Here is a 14,007-nt window from a genome sequence, read left to right as displayed (position 1 = left end):
TGCCGTGAGAAGCCGCGGCGGAACCGTGGCCCACGGGAATTCTCCGGGCGCGCTCACTTGGAGAGCAGCTCCAGGGCGCTGGAGGCAGCCCCTGAGCTGAGGAGCCACAGCGCGCCCACCCGTGACAACTCCCCGGACGAGACCGTCCTGCTGCCCTTCTCCGATCCCTCGAAATGCTCGCAGAGGAAGATGGAGCCGAGCAGGCCGCAGAGGGCGACGTAGCCGAAAGCGACCATGTAGATCAGGTACAGGAGGAAGAAGGCGGGCTTGAGGTGGGCGATGGTCGGGTTGGCCAGGAGATCCCAGTAGACCACCATGGGCCAGGCGGAGAGGAAGGCCGTCGCGAAGCCGGCGAGGAACAGGGTCGGCACCCACTGCGCCTTGAGCCTTCGGGCAAACCTGCGGAAGGGCAACCTCGCGTTCGCCGCACGGACCGAGCGTCCGTAAAGGAGGACGCCACAGGCCGCGCCCGCCAGGAGGGGCGCTGCCATCTTGGTGATGAGCGAGACCATGATCAGTCTGGGGCTACGGTCCGAGAAGAGGGACTCGAAGGTGAAGTAGTAGTCGACTGGGAGAAGGAGGCTTATCAGCCGCGAGAGGACCATGGTGGCCGCGACGACCACCGCGAAATCGATGGCGCGTACGCACAGGCCCGGTCGGTTGGTGTTCACGGCCCATCTCCCGGAAGCACGGGCGGCCGAGCATGGGACGATTTCGTAACGAAGTCGATCTCCAAATGCGGCCTTCCTTGACAGCCTGCGCCATCTGGCGCACCCACCCGCATGCGGCGGCCCGACCCGTGTCCCCTTCCCGGGCTTATGGGGGCGTTCGGCCGGCCGGTTGAGGCCGCGAGCATTCAGACGATGAGCAAGAAATCCTCCGGCGGCTGGCTGGAGAGCCTGAAGACGATCCTCTACGCGGGCCTGATCGCTATTGGCATCCGCACCATCGCCTTCGAGCCGTTCAACATCCCCTCTGGCAGCATGATCCCGACCCTGCTGGTCGGGGACTACCTTTTTGTCTCCAAGTACTCCTACGGCTACTCCCGCGCCTCGCTGCCCTTCAGCCCGAACCTGTTCAGCGGCCGCATCATGGGCAGCCTGCCCGCGCGCGGCGACGTGGCCGTGTTCAAGCTGCCGCGGGACGGAACCACCGACTACATCAAGCGCATCGTCGGCCTTCCGGGAGACCGCATCCAGGTGCGCGCTGGCGTGCTGCGGATCAACGGCCAGCCCGTCACCCGCAACCGCCTCGGCCCCTATACGGTGGAGGGCGACGGGCCGCGCCTGACGGTGAACCTCTACCGCGAGACCCTGCCGCCGAGCGCCGACGCGCCCGGCCGCACCCACGACATCCTCGAGCAGACGGATGACGGGCCCTACGACAACACCCAGGAATTCGTGGTGCCGGCGAACCATGTCTTCGCGATGGGCGACAACCGCGACAACTCGCTGGACAGCCGCGCCACGGGCTATGTCGGCTTCGTGCCGGTGGAGAACCTGGTCGGCCGCGCCGAGTTCATCTTCTTCTCCTGGGATGGCTCGGCAAACTGGTGGGAGGTCTGGGCCTGGCCCTTCGCCGTCCGCTGGTCCCGCATCTTCTCGGGCGTCCGCTGACCATGAAGGTCCTGTTCCCTTGAAAGCCCCCGTCGCCGCCCTCGCGGGCCGTCTGGGCCACGAGTTCCGCGACGCCGCGCTGCTGGAACAGGCTCTCACGCACCGCTCCGCCGCTGATCCCAAGCGCCGCCAGCTCGATTCCAATGAGCGGCTGGAGTTCCTGGGCGACCGTGTCCTGGCCCTCTGCATGGCCGAATGGCTGAGCGAGCGCTTCCCGCAGGAGCGGGAGGGGGAGCTGGGCAAGCGCCTCGCCGTGCTGGTGGCCGCCGACACGCTGGCGAAGGTGGGCGACGCGATCGGCCTGCCCGCCGCGCTGCGCATTCCCCCCGCCGAGGGCCGCACCGGGCTGCGCCAGCGCGCCAACGTGGTGGCGGACGCGACGGAGGCGCTGATCGGCGCCCTCTACCTCGATGCCGGGCTCGAGGCGGCGCGCGGCTTCATCCGCCGGGAATGGACGGCGGCGATGGAGGCCGATCCCACCCCGCCGATGTCGGCGAAGAGCCGGCTGCAGGAATTCTCCCTCGGCCGCGGCCAGGGGCTGCCGGAATACGCGCTGATCGGCACGGAAGGTCCCTCCCACGCGCCGCTCTTCACCGTCTCCGTCACCGCCTGCGGCAAGGTCGCGGAGGCCACGGGCGACAACAAGCGCGCCGCCGAGCAATCGGCCGCCGAGGCGCTTCTGACGGAGCTGGGCCTTGGCTGACGAGCCCTCCGACATCCCGCCCGAGGAGACCTCGCGGACCGAGGGAGCCCCCGCACCGGAGAGCGTGCCGGAAGGGCCGCCCCGCGCGGGCATCGCCGCCGTGCTGGGCGCGCCGAATGCCGGCAAGTCCACGCTGGTGAACCGGCTCGCGGGGGCGAAGGTCTCCATCGTCTCCAACAAGCCGCAGACCACGCGCTTCCGCATCCGCGCCATCATCACCGAGGGCCGGTCCCAGGTGGTGCTGACGGACACGCCCGGTATCTTCTCCCCCAAGCGCCGGCTGGACCGCGCCATGGTCGCAGCCGCCTGGGGCGGGGCGCAGGACGCGGACCTGGCGATGCTGGTGGTGGATGCGCGCGCGGGCGTGACGGAGCCGCTGCGGGCGATCGTGAAGAAGCTGGCGAAGGGCGCGCCGCCGCTCTGGCTCGTGCTGAACAAGACCGACCTGTTCGACACGAAGCGCCTGCTGCCGCTGACCGCCGAGCTGAACGAGATGCTCCTCTTCCAGGAGACCTTCATGATCTCCGCCGAGACCGGGGACGGGGTGGACAGCCTCCGCACGCGCCTCGCCGGGGCGATGCCGCCGGGGCCATGGCTCTTTCCCGAGGACGAGCTGTCCGACGTGCCGGACCGCCTGCTGGCCGCCGAGATCGTGCGGGAGCAGATCCTGCGCCAGACCCACGAGGAGGTGCCCCACCACGCCACGGTTGAGACCGAATCCTGGCAGGAGCGGAAGGACGGCTCCGTGCGGATCGACTGCACCATTTATGTCGGCCGTGCGTCCCAGAAGGCGATCCTGATCGGCGACAAGGGGAGCCGGATCCGCGAGATCGGCCAGCGCGCGCGCACGGAGCTGACGAAGCTGCTGGAGCGGCCCGTCCACCTCTTCCTCAACGTGAAGGACCGGCCGGGCTGGGACGAGGAGCGCGGCCGCCTGCGCGCCCTCGGCCTCGAGGACCTGGAGTAGAACCCCGCGAATAGCGCCTCCCGGAACGGCCCCCGCGCCGATCCGCTCTCCCGGAGTGGCGCGGCCGGCGGGAAAGGCCCATTTTCCCGCCATGGAATGGACCGCCCCCGCGATCGTGCTGGATTCGCGCCCCCTCGGCGAGGGCGGCGCCGTCGTTACCCTGCTCACGGAGGCGCAGGGCCGGCACGCCGGGCTGGTGAAGGGCGGCGCGTCGCGGACGCAGGTGGCCACTTGGCTGCCGGGCAATCTGGTGGAGGCGCGCTGGGTCGCGCGGCTCTCCGACCAGCTCGGCCACCTCTCCGGGGAGCTGGTGCATCCCACCGCCGCGCTGGCGATGGAGGACCCGCTGGCCCTGGCGCTCCTCTCCTCCGCCTGCGCCGTCGCGCTGGAGGCGCTGCCGGAGCGCGAGGCCCATCCGGCCGCCTTCCGCGCCCTGCTGCCGATCGTCGCCCATCTCCAGTCCGGCGCGGCCGAGATCATCCCGGACTACGCCCGCTGGGAGCTGCTGCTCCTGGCGGAGCTGGGCTACGGGCTGGACCTCTCCCGCTGCGCGATGACGGGGGATGCGCAGGACCTCACCCATGTCTCGCCGAAATCCGGCCGGGCCGTGCGCTCCGACATCGCGGCGCCCTACGGCGACCGGATGCTGCCCCTGCCGCCCTTCCTGCGGAAACCCGCCCTACCCAGCGGGCCGAAGGACTGGTCCGACGCGCTGCGCCTGACCGGCCACTTCCTGGAACGGGATGCCTTCGGCGCGCACCATCGCCCGATGCCGGCCGCGCGGCACGCCCTGGCCGACCGGGTGGCCGCCCTGGCCGAGGCCGCACAGGCCGAGGCGCCGCCGGCCGCCTGATCCGGCGGGCGCCCCCGTCCGCGACCTTCAGGGCGCCGGGCGCACCAGGACGAGGCTGAAGGCACCGGCCCCGCTACCCAGCAGCTTCACGCGCAGGAAGGCCGGGCGCGGGCCGGGCGGCACGTCGATACGGGAGGCGAGCCCGTCCGCGTCGTCGTTCTCCGCCAGCACCGCGCCGCCCTCGTCCACCAGCGCGAGCTCCGTGTCCGCCTCGCCCTCGAGGTCAAAGGTCATGGCCTGGGCCGGGCGGCCGTCATTCGGCAGGGCCACGAAGGCCTCGCCGCCCGCCTCCACCCGCACCCGCACGGCCTCGCCCAGGATGAGGGTGGGGCGGCGCGCGGCCTCGGCGAGGCTGGTGGAGGGACCGCCCGGAGCGGCCTCCGCGGGGCCCTGGACCACCAGTTCGAAGCTGCCGCGGGCGCCGTTCAGCAGCGTGGCCCGCACGAAGGCGGCGGGGCGGGAGCCGGCGGAGGTGACGATGCGGGAGGCGACGCCGCCGCCGCTGTCGTCATCCTCGCCCACCTGCTGCCCCTCCGCGTCCAGCAGCGTCAGCACCGTGTCGGCGTTCTCGCTGAGGTCGCGGGTGAGGAGGGTGAGGGCCTGGCCCTCCGGCAGGGCGAACACCGCCTGTCCCTCGCGGGCCAGCATGATCCGCAGGTTCTGCCCCGCCGCGATCGGGCCGCGGGCGCGCGCCGCCTCCAGCGTTGTGGGGTAGTCGGGCGCGGGCAGGGGCGCCTCCCGCTCCAGCATCACCTCGAAGGTGCCCGTGCCGGGGTTGACGAGGCTGGCCCGCAGGAAGAGCGACCCCTCCGCCGCGCGGGAGACGGCGAGGATGGAAGCGAGGCCCCGCTCGGAATCGTCGTTCTCCGACAGGACCCGGCCGGAGGAGTCGACCAGGGCGAGGGCCGTGTCCGTGTTCCCGGCGAGCTCGCGGGTGATCGCGATGAGGTCGGTGCGGTCGTCGGGCAGGCGGAACCAGGCCTCCTGGTTGCGCCGCAGCCGCACGCGCACGGCCTGGCCGGGCGCGAGCGGCGGGCGGTTGGCCGCATCCTCCCGGCCGGTGGCGAAGTCCGGCGGCGGCAGGACGGCCTCCCGCGTCAGCACCAGCTCGAAGCGGCCGCCCGAATCGTCCAGCACGCCGGCGCGGACCAGCCGGACGCCGTCGCCGGGCTGGACCTCCAGGCGGGAGGAGAGGCTCTCCTGCCCGCCGTCATCGTCCTCCGCCACCACCGCACCGGCCTCGTTCAGCACGGCCAGAACCGTGTCCGTGTTGCGGCCTAGGCGCCGCGTCGTCACGGCCCAGGCCTCGCCGGCCTCTGGCGCCGCACGGAAGAACGCCTGCTGGCCGCGGCGCAGGTTGAGCTGCACCGGCCGGTCCGGCTGCAGCGGCGGCGTGCGGGCAGCGTCGGCGGCGCTGAACGCGATGGTCGGGGCGGGCGTCGGCGCGGCGGCCTGGCCGGGGCGCGATGGCGCCGTGGTGGCCGGGCTCTTGTTCGGGCCATCCGGAGCCGGCCGGGCGGGCGCGGGGGGTGGCGTGGGGGCCGGGGATTGCGCCCTGGCTCCTGATGCCGCCACGACTGCCGCCACGCCCATCAGGGCCCCTGCCAACGGGCCGATGGCCCGGGCCGATCCGCGCTGCGCCATGCGGAATCCTCCTTCACGCTGTGCCACGTGCTAGCCCTCGTTCCGCGGGCGCGTCCATCAACATAGCCGTGCCTTGGCAACATAGCCCTGCCCTGGCGCCGGCGCGCCCGGCCTGCTAGAACGGAACTACCTGAACGAACTGAGAACATAGGTCCCGGCCCGCCATGCCAGACGACGTCAAGGCGATCCCCGAGGGCGGTCGCATCCACGAGACCCCGCTCGCCGGCGCCCTCTCCGAGCGCTACCTCGCCTACGCCATGTCCACCATCATGGCCCGCTCCCTGCCCGACGTGCGGGACGGGCTGAAGCCCGTGCACCGCCGCCTGCTCTGGGCCATGCAGCAGCTGCGGCTGGATCCGGCGGGCGGGTTCAAGAAGTGCGCGCGCGTGGTGGGCGACGTGATCGGCAAGTATCACCCGCACGGCGATTCCAGCGTCTACGAGGCGCTGGTGCGGCTGGCCCAGGACTTCGCCGCCCGCTATCCGCTGGTGGAGGGCCAGGGGAACTTCGGCAACATCGACGGCGATAACGCCGCGGCCATGCGCTACACCGAGGCCAAGCTGACCGAGGTGGCGAAGGCCCTGCTGGAGGGGATCGACGAGGACGCTGTCGATTTCCGCCCGACCTATGACGGGGAGGAGCAGGAGCCGGTGGTGCTGCCAGCGGCCTTCCCGAATCTGCTGGCGAACGGCGCGAACGGCATCGCGGTGGGCATGGCGACGAGCATCCCGCCGCACAATGCCGGGGAGTGCTGCGCGGCCGCGCTGGAGCTGATCCGCAACCCCGAGGCGACCACCGCCGAGCTCCTCGTGCACATGCCCGGCCCGGATTTCCCCACGGGCGGCATCATGGTGGAGCCCGCCGACAGCATCCTGAACGCCTACGAGACCGGCCGCGGCGGCTTCCGCCTGCGCGCACGCTGGGAGAAGGAGGCGCTGAAGAACGGCACCTGGCAGGTCGTGATCACGGAGATCCCCTATCAGGTCCAGAAGTCCCGGCTCATCGAACAGATCGCGGAACTGCTGGAGGCGAAAAAGCTGCCCCTGCTGGCGGATGTGCGGGACGAGAGCACGGACAAGGTGCGCGTGGTGCTGGAGCCGAAGTCCCGCACCATCGACCCCGCCGTGCTGATGGAGAGCCTGTTCCGCGCCACGCCGCTGGAGAGCCGCATCTCCCTCAACATGAACGTGCTGGATGCCGAGCGCACGCCGCGCGTCATGGGGCTGAAGGAGGTCCTGCGCTCCTGGCTGGACCACCGGCAGGTGGTGCTGGTGCGCCGCTCCAGGCACCGCCTGGCCGCGATCGAGCGCCGGCTGGAGATCCTGGACGGCTACCTCATCGTCTACCTCAACCTCGACGAGGTGATCCGCATCGTCCGCGAGGAGGATCACCCGAGGGAGGCGCTGATGCGCACCTTCGGCCTGACCGAGGTGCAGGCCGAGGCCATCCTCAACATGCGGCTGCGCGCCCTGCGCAAGCTGGAGGAGATGGAGATCCGGCGCGAGCACACGCGCCTCACGAAGGAGCTGAAGGGGCTGCAGAAGCTCCTCTCCAGCGAGAAGGCGCAGTGGGACCGGATCGGCGAGGAGATCGAGGCGGCGCGGCAGAAGTTCGGCTCGGGCGCGCTGGGCGACCGCCGCACGGTGCAGACGGCGGCCGTGGCCGTCGTCTACGACGAGAGCCACTTCGTGGAGAAGGAGCCGATCACCGTCATCCTCTCCGAAAAGGGCTGGCTGCGCGCGCAGAAGGGGCATCTGGAGGACCCGTCCGGCCTGCGCTTCAAGGAGGGCGATGGCCTCGCCCTGATGCTGCACGCGGAGACGACGGACCGGATCGGCCTGCTGGCCTCCAACGGCCGCTCCTACACGATCAAGGCCGATTCCGTGCCGCGCGGCCGCGGCGACGGGCAGCCCGTGCGGCTGATGGTGGAGCTGGGGAACGAGGACGACATCGTCACCGCCTTCGTCTGGAGGGAGGGGATGAAGTTCCTCCTCGCCTCTGCCTCCGGCCGGGGCTTCGTGGTGAGGAGCGAGGACCTGCTGGCGGAGAAGCGCACCGGCAAGACGGTGCTGATGGTGGACGCGCCGGACACGCTCGCTGCCGCCGTACCGGCGGAGGGCGACACGGTCGCGGTGGTCGGCGAGAACCGGAAGCTGCTCGTCTTCCCGCTGGAGCAGGTGCCGGAGCTGGGGCGCGGACGGGGCGTGGCGCTGCAGGGCTACCGCGACGGCGGCCTGTCCGACGTGAAGGTCTTCGACGCGCGCCGCGAGGGCCTGACCTGGCAGCTCGGCGACCGGACCCGCACGGAGACGGCGCTGGCCCCCTGGCGCGGCAACCGTGGCGGTGCGGGCAAGATGCCGCCCAACGGTTTCCCCAAGTCCAACCGCTTCGACGGCTAGGGGCGCGGGATTGACGCCGGAGGCGCTGGAGGAGGCCATCGCCGGGCATCCGGCCTGGGGCGGCCACTTCCGGCAGCAACGGGAAGGCTACACACTCCCTGGCCTCGGCGCCGCCCGCATCCACGGCACCGGCGCGGCGGACGCGGCGGTGCTGGCCGCCCAGGGCATCGGGATCGAGGGCGGCGGGGGCGAGGGCAACCTCGTCGTGCTCGCCGGCGGGCAGGGCGGGCACCACCTCCGCATCCTCTTCGGCGGGCGCAGGAACTGCATCGCCGTGATCGGCACCGAGGGCGTGCTGGCCGGACAGGTCGGGTTTGAGGGCGACGGCCACCTGCTCGTCTTCAACGGCCGCGGCACCTGCCACGTGAACATGACCTTCCGCTCCCGCGAGGGCGCGCTGTTCTTCGGGCGGGGTGCCACCTGCAACGGCGCCGACTTCCTGGTGGAGGGACCGCGCCGCTGCATCATCCTCGGGGATGACGGGATGGTGGCCTACCGGGTGGGCCTCCGCACCAGCGACAGCCACGGCATCGTCTCGCTGGACGATCCGCGCGCCGCGCTGAACCCGCCGGCGAGCGTGGTGGTGGAACCCCATGTCTGGATCGCGAAGGATGCGGTGATCGGCCGCGGCGTGCGCTTGGGGCGCGGCGCCATCGTCGCCATGAACACGATCGCCACGGCGGATGTGGCGCCCTGCACCCTGGTGGGCGGCGTGCCCATGCGCGTGCTGAAGGAACGAGTGACCTGGACCCGCGCCTCCCAGCCGGGCCAAGCGGAGATCCAGGCGGCCATCGCCGCGGCCGCGCCGGCCGAGAGGGGGCCGGGCAGGGCGGGGTGACTTGCGCGCCCCGGCGGTGTTCTCCGCAGGCGGGCTCAGCGCGCGGGCGCGATGTCCTGCGGGCGGCTGACCTCGTCGATCCGCGCGACGTGCCTCAGGCCGCGGCGCATCGCCCAGGCGTTCTTCTGGATGTGCAGCGGAACGATCCCGACATCCTCCATGGCCACGCGCGTCGCCCCTTGGAACAGCGCCTCGCGCTGCGGGTCGTCCAGGGTCCGCAGGCCTTCTGCCAGCAGGCGGTCGTGCTCGGCGTTGGAGTAGCGGCCGCGGTTGCTGGCGCCCCAGCCGCGGGCGGGATCGAAGGTGGCTGTCAGGGCGCGGAGCGGGTTGGAGGCTTCGCCGCTGTTGCTGCCCCAACCCCAGAGGAAGGCGGAGAAGTCCTGCCGGCTGGCGCGGGGGATGTAGGCGGCCCAGGGCAGGGCCTCCACCGTCGTGCGGATGCCCGCTCGGGTCCACATCTGCCCGATCGCCTGGATGATGCGGGCGTCGTTCACGTAGCGGTCGTTCGGCCCGTGCAGGGTGATGCGGAAGCCTTGGGGGAAGCCGGCCTCGGCCAGCAGCGCGCGGGCGCGGGCGAGGTCGGTGGGCGGGGCGCCGAGGCCGGGCACGTGGCCGAAGGCGCCCTCGGGCAGGAACTGCCCGCTGGGCACGGCGGCCTCCTCCATCACCCGCTCCGCGATGGAGCCGCGGTCGATGGTGAGGCTCAGCGCCTCACGCACGCGACGGTCGCTCAGCGGGTTGGGGGTGATCGGCCTGCCGTCATTGTCGGTGATGAAGGGCGTCGCGCCCGGGCGGCTACGGTCCAAGCCGAGGAAGATGACCCGCAGCCCCACCACCTCGCTCAGCTGCACGCGAGAGTCCCGGCGCAGGCGGGCGAGGTCGCCGGTGGGCACCTGGTCGATGAAGTCCACATCCCCCGCGAGCAGCGCCGCGGTGCGGGCGGGGTCGGAGGCGATGTAGCGGATCGTCACGGCCTGCCAGGGCTGCTTTGGCCCGTACCAGGCGTCGTTGCGCTCCACCTCCGCGCGGTCGCCGTTGCGGTAGGAGCGCAGGCGGTAGGGGCCGGTGCCGATGGCGGCGCGGCCGGCGTTGAACTCCTCCGTCGTCGCGCTCTCATGCGTGGCGCGGTTGAGGATGCGGATGTTGGCGAGATCGGTCGGCAGGAGCGGGTAGGGGCCGCCCATGTGGAGCCGCACCGTCAGCGGGTCCACCACCTCCACCCGCTGGATCGGGCGGGTGTAGCCGGAGAAGGAGCCTGGGCTGTTCAGCACCTGCGGCACGCGGGCGAGGGTGAAAGCCACGTCGTCGGCCGTGAAGGGCCGGCCGTTGTGGAAGGTGACGTTGGGGCGGAGCCTAAACTCCCAGACCCCGCCCTCCAGCGGCCGCCAGGACTCCGCCAGGCCGGGGATCAGCCGCACCCGCTCGTCCGTGCGGACGAGGGAGTCGAAGATCACGTCCGCCATGGCGTTGTTCGGCGCCTGGTTGTGGAAATGGGGATCGAGGCTGGTGATCGGCGTGCCGACCGCCATGGTGAGGCTGCTGCCGGCGCCCTGGGCTCCTGCGACCTGGGCCCCCGCGTGCGCCGACGCCATGGCGATGATCGCCGCCCCGAGAGCGGCCTTCAGCATCGGTCCCACGCTCGTTCCCCCATCGTTGCGATCGTCATAGCCACAGGCGGACGGGGTGGGAAGGCAGCCGGTCTCGGGGCCGGAGCGTGGCGCCGGGCTAGCCCACGCTCTCCGGCACGAAGGAGGCGACCGGCGGGGCCGCGTCGCGCAGCGGCACCCAGGCGCCGTTCACCAGGATCTCGCTGGGCCGGAAGGCGGCCTTGTAGGCCATCTTGGCGCTCTGCGGCACCCAATAGCCGAGATAGACGTAGGGCAGGCCGAGCTGCCGGGCGCGCTCCACCAGCTGAAGGATCGCCAGGGTGCCGAGGGAGCGGTTCGCGTAGTCCGGCTCGAAGAAGGAGTAGACGGCCGAGAGCCCGTCCTTCAGCCAGTCCGTCAGGCAGGCGCCGATGAGGCGGTCCGGGGCCTCGCGGAACTCCACCAGCATCGTGGTGATCGGCGTGTCCTCCACCATGGCGCGGTAGTCGTAGAAACCCATGGCGGCCATGTCGCCGTCCCGGTGGCGGGCGCGCTGGTAGCGCTGGAAGAGCGCGAACTGCTCCGCCGTCGCGCGCGCCGGCACCTCCTGCGCCATCACCTCCGCATTCGCCTTCAGCAGCTTGCGGTGCGTGCGGCCGGGCCCGAAATCCGCCACCACGATGCGGATGGGAATGCAGGACTGGCAGCCCGGGCAGACCGGCGCGTAGGCGATGTTGTGGCTGCGGCGGAACCCGGCGCGGGAGAGGCGGTCATGCAGCGCCTCGCCCTCCGGGCCGGAGAGCTCGGTGACGACCTTCCGCTCCGTCCGCCCGGCCAGGTAGGGGCAGGGCAGGGGCGCGGTGGTGTAGAAGAACTGCGGTCGGCGTCCGGCGCGGTGCAGCATGAGGCGTTCAGTGTCCGCGGAAAGCCCGTCGCCGTAAATGGCTTCGTGAGGGGTGAAGCGCATGGCTGTGCCGCGGGGTTTCAGTCCCATGACGGGTTGAAACCCCGGGCTCCTCTCTCACGGGTCCAGCCGCAACCGCGCCGAGGTCTCCGCCAGGGCGGGGATCGATTCCAGCCGGCCGGCGGCCCAGGCCGCGTTCATGTCCCGCCAGTGGCGGGAGAAGGGGTTGCCCGACTGCCCCGTGGCCACCGCCGCCGCCACCCCGTCGCGGGAGGCGAGGTCCATCACGATCCGCAGGCCGGGGCCGTGGACGTGGGAGAAGTCTCGCGCCATGCCGCCGCGGTTCACCGTCTGCCCGTCGCCCGGCGTCGGCGCCTCGATCCGCAGCATGTCGCCCAGCCCCGGCACGAAGCGCAGCAGCGGGTGGTCCAGCCGCACCCGGTGCGCCGCGCCCCAGCGCCAGGTGGCCGGGTCCGGGCCGAAGCGCGAGACCAGGGAGGCCGTCGCGGCCTCCAGCGCCCGCATGGAGAGCGCGGCGCAGCCGCCCGGCCCGCACCACTCCGCGCCCTGCGGCGTCGCGAGAGAGCGCAGGAACTCCGCGCCCGGTGAGAAGGCCTCCTCCGAGACCCCGGCAGTGGCGAGGGCCATGCGGCCGAACTCGCGCGCCCAGGCGTTGAAGATCAGGGGCTGCGGCATGTCCGGGCCCGCCGTGCCGTCCCAGCCCAGCAGGAGGTCGCGCGCGGTCCCCGCGATCCCGGCCGGGCGCGCGGGGGAGAGGAGCAGGGGCAGCATCTCCCGCGCCAGCAGGTCCACCGCGTCGGCCTGGATGGCGCCGAGATCGCCGGGCGCGTGGCGCTCGCGCTGGCGCAGCAGCTCGCCGATCCGGCGGAAGCGCCAGTCCCCGTACCAGTCGCGGCCGAGGAAGGGCTCCGCGCCCGGCGGCTGCACGCGGTTGTTCGCGTTCGCCAGCACGCCGCTGGCCGGCCGCTCCTGGTGCGGCATCGCGTCGAAGGGCACCCAGCCCGTCCAGTCGCGCGCCCCGTCCCAGCCCGGCGCGGGCAGGGCACCGTCGCCGGAGGCGCGGACCGGCGTGCGGCCGGTGAGGTACATGGCGATTCCGCCGGCGGCGTCCGCCACCATCAGGTTCTGCGCGGGCGAGCCGATCAGGGCGGCCGCCGCCCGCGCTTCCTCCAGGGATCGGGCGCGGTTGAGCGCCAGCAGCCCCGCCGCCTGGCTGTCGCCAGGGGCGAGGTTGGCCATGGCGACGGCCAGCACCTCGCTTCCCGGCGGCTGGTCGTCCAGGTCGGAGATCACCGGGCCGTGCCGCGTCTCCCGCACCCGCAGCACCTCCTCCGCCCGGCCGCGCACGGCGATGCGCTCCTCACGCGTCGCGAAGGGGCGGGGGCCGTCCGGCGTCTCGTAGGCGTCCGCGCCCGAGAGGCGCTCGACGAAGACGTCCTGCGTGTCGGAATGCGTGGTGGTGAAGCCCCAGGCCAGCCGCTCGTTCCGGCCGATCACCACCAGCGGCACGCCCGGCGCCGTGGCCCCGGCAAGGAAGCGCCCGCCCGGCAGCTCGATCCGCGCGAGATACCAGAGCACGGGCGCCTGCAAGGCCAAATGCGGGTCGGAGGCGAGCAGGGCGCCGCCCGTGGCGGAGCGCGCCGGCGCGAGCGCCCAGGCGTTGGAGGCGGATCCCGGCTGCGGCGCGCCGCGTCCCCAGCTCGGCGTGGCCTCCAGCAGCGCGGCCAGCCGCTCCGGCGGCGGAAGGGCGGCAAGGTCCGGCCGTCCCGGGCTGTCGTCCGAGGGCCAGAGCTGCCAGAGCTTCTCTGCCGGCAGGGTGGCGGAGAGGCGGGCCCGCTCCGTCTCCAGCCGCCAGTTCCCGGAGAGCCAGAGCCCCATCACCTTGCCCCAGAGAAGGCTGTCGGATGGCTTCCACGGTTCCGGTGCGCCGAGGGCAATGAACTCCGGCGCGGCGAAGCGCCCGCGCGCGGCGATCCAGGCGTTCACCCCCGCCGCATAGGCCTCCAGCATTCCGCGCGCCTCGGCGGGCAGGGCGGCGAGGTCGGCCTCGGCGCGCTGGCGCAGGCCGAGGGTGCGGACGAAGCGGTCCAGGCGCAGGGTCGAGGGGCCGGCGATCTCGCTCAGCCGCCCCGCGCCGCCGCGGCGCGTCATCTCCATCTGGAACAGCCGGTCCCGCGCGTGCAGCACGCCCATGGCGGTCGCGGCATCGCGCTCGGATGAGGCGCGGATGCGGGGGATTCCCTTCGGGTCGAAGCCGATCTCCACGGAGGCGGAAAGGCCGGCGACCCGCAGCGCCTCATCCTCGCCCGGCAGGGTCCACAGGATCAGCCCGGCGACGATGCCACCGGCCACGAGCGGCAGGGCCACGAGCAGCACCAGGATCCGGCGCAGCCAGCGCCAGCCGGAGCGGGCAGGGAGGGGACGGGCGCGCCGGGGTGCGAGGGGCATAGCGCCAATCAACCAGCCCGCTGGGCGG

General features: G+C 72.6%; 11 protein-coding genes. 6 read left to right on the top strand and 5 right to left on the bottom strand.

Annotation, left to right across the window (positions count from 1 at the left end; genetic code table 11):
- Nucleotides 1-53 precede the first annotated feature (53 nt).
- On the bottom strand, nucleotides 54-671 hold the full coding sequence (locus VQH23_RS23065; protein ID WP_338663008.1) for a hypothetical protein: 618 nt from the start codon (nucleotides 669-671) through the stop codon (nucleotides 54-56).
- Nucleotides 672-863: 192 nt separating this feature from the next.
- On the opposite strand from VQH23_RS23065, the gene lepB reads away from it, so the two are divergent.
- The 4 genes from lepB (at nucleotide 864) to recO (ending at nucleotide 4,139) form a co-directional block, all read left to right on the top strand.
- Nucleotides 864-1,616, top strand: coding sequence for a signal peptidase I (gene lepB / locus VQH23_RS23060; protein WP_338663007.1), 753 nt, complete (start codon nucleotides 864-866; stop codon nucleotides 1,614-1,616).
- Nucleotides 1,617-1,635: 19 nt separating this feature from the next.
- Entirely contained in the window at nucleotides 1,636-2,319 is a 684-nt protein-coding gene (gene rnc / locus VQH23_RS23055; RefSeq protein ID WP_338663006.1) for a ribonuclease III, read from the top strand.
- A gap of 64 nt (nucleotides 2,320-2,383) precedes the next feature.
- A complete protein-coding gene (era, locus tag VQH23_RS23050) occupies nucleotides 2,384-3,286 on the top strand; it encodes a GTPase Era (RefSeq protein WP_338666149.1) in 903 nt (300 codons plus the stop codon).
- A gap of 91 nt (nucleotides 3,287-3,377) precedes the next feature.
- A complete protein-coding gene (gene recO, locus VQH23_RS23045) occupies nucleotides 3,378-4,139 on the top strand; it encodes a DNA repair protein RecO (RefSeq protein WP_338663005.1) in 762 nt (253 codons plus the stop codon).
- Between the two features lie 27 nt (nucleotides 4,140-4,166).
- Here recO and VQH23_RS23040 read toward each other — a convergent pair whose 3' ends face one another.
- Nucleotides 4,167-5,783 carry a hypothetical protein gene (locus tag VQH23_RS23040; protein ID WP_338663004.1) on the bottom strand — a complete coding sequence of 539 codons (1,617 nt, stop codon included), beginning with the start codon at nucleotides 5,781-5,783 and terminating at the stop codon, nucleotides 4,167-4,169.
- A gap of 164 nt (nucleotides 5,784-5,947) precedes the next feature.
- Here VQH23_RS23040 and parC point away from each other — a divergent pair, with 164 nt between their 5' ends.
- Both parC and VQH23_RS23030 read left to right on the top strand, forming a co-directional pair.
- Nucleotides 5,948-8,182: a DNA topoisomerase IV subunit A gene (gene parC / locus VQH23_RS23035; RefSeq protein ID WP_338663003.1), complete on the top strand. Its 2,235-nt coding sequence runs from the start codon at nucleotides 5,948-5,950 to the stop codon at nucleotides 8,180-8,182.
- A 10-nt stretch (nucleotides 8,183-8,192) separates the two neighbouring features.
- Complete coding sequence (locus VQH23_RS23030; RefSeq protein ID WP_338663002.1) at nucleotides 8,193-9,020, top strand: hypothetical protein; 828 nt, start codon at nucleotides 8,193-8,195, stop codon at nucleotides 9,018-9,020.
- A 35-nt stretch (nucleotides 9,021-9,055) separates the two neighbouring features.
- On the opposite strand, the gene VQH23_RS23025 is transcribed toward VQH23_RS23030, so the two are convergent.
- From VQH23_RS23025 to VQH23_RS23015, 3 genes are all read right to left on the bottom strand, one after another.
- On the bottom strand, nucleotides 9,056-10,648 hold the full coding sequence (locus VQH23_RS23025) for an ABC transporter substrate-binding protein (RefSeq protein ID WP_338663001.1): 1,593 nt from the start codon (nucleotides 10,646-10,648) through the stop codon (nucleotides 9,056-9,058).
- A 97-nt stretch (nucleotides 10,649-10,745) separates the two neighbouring features.
- Nucleotides 10,746-11,510 (bottom strand): arginyltransferase, encoded by a 765-nt coding sequence (locus VQH23_RS23020; protein WP_338666148.1) that lies wholly within the window; start codon nucleotides 11,508-11,510, stop codon nucleotides 10,746-10,748.
- Between the two features lie 117 nt (nucleotides 11,511-11,627).
- Nucleotides 11,628-13,979 (bottom strand): penicillin acylase family protein, encoded by a 2,352-nt coding sequence (locus VQH23_RS23015; RefSeq protein WP_338663000.1) that lies wholly within the window; start codon nucleotides 13,977-13,979, stop codon nucleotides 11,628-11,630.
- Nucleotides 13,980-14,007: the final 28 nt, after the last annotated feature.

It is taken from the genome of Pararoseomonas sp. SCSIO 73927, from assembly GCF_037040815.1.
Taxonomy (GTDB): domain Bacteria; phylum Pseudomonadota; class Alphaproteobacteria; order Acetobacterales; family Acetobacteraceae; genus Roseomonas.
This window is presented reverse-complemented; position numbering and strand designations above follow the sequence as displayed.

Bases quoted from the DNA above. Each gene is read 5' to 3' on its own strand.
- lepB (WP_338663007.1), top strand. From the start codon at position 864: ATGAGCAAGAAATCCTCCGGCGGCTGGCTGGAGAGCCTGAAGACGATC.
- recO (WP_338663005.1), top strand. From the start codon at position 3,378: ATGGAATGGACCGCCCCCGCGATCGTGCTGGATTCGCGCCCCCTCGGC.
- VQH23_RS23040 (WP_338663004.1), bottom strand. From the start codon at position 5,783: ATGGCGCAGCGCGGATCGGCCCGGGCCATCGGCCCGTTGGCAGGGGCC.
- parC (WP_338663003.1), top strand. From the start codon at position 5,948: ATGCCAGACGACGTCAAGGCGATCCCCGAGGGCGGTCGCATCCACGAG.
- VQH23_RS23025 (WP_338663001.1), bottom strand. From the start codon at position 10,648: ATGCTGAAGGCCGCTCTCGGGGCGGCGATCATCGCCATGGCGTCGGCG.
- VQH23_RS23020 (WP_338666148.1), bottom strand. From the start codon at position 11,510: ATGCTGCACCGCGCCGGACGCCGACCGCAGTTCTTCTACACCACCGCG.
- VQH23_RS23015 (WP_338663000.1), bottom strand. From the start codon at position 13,979: ATGCCCCTCGCACCCCGGCGCGCCCGTCCCCTCCCTGCCCGCTCCGGC.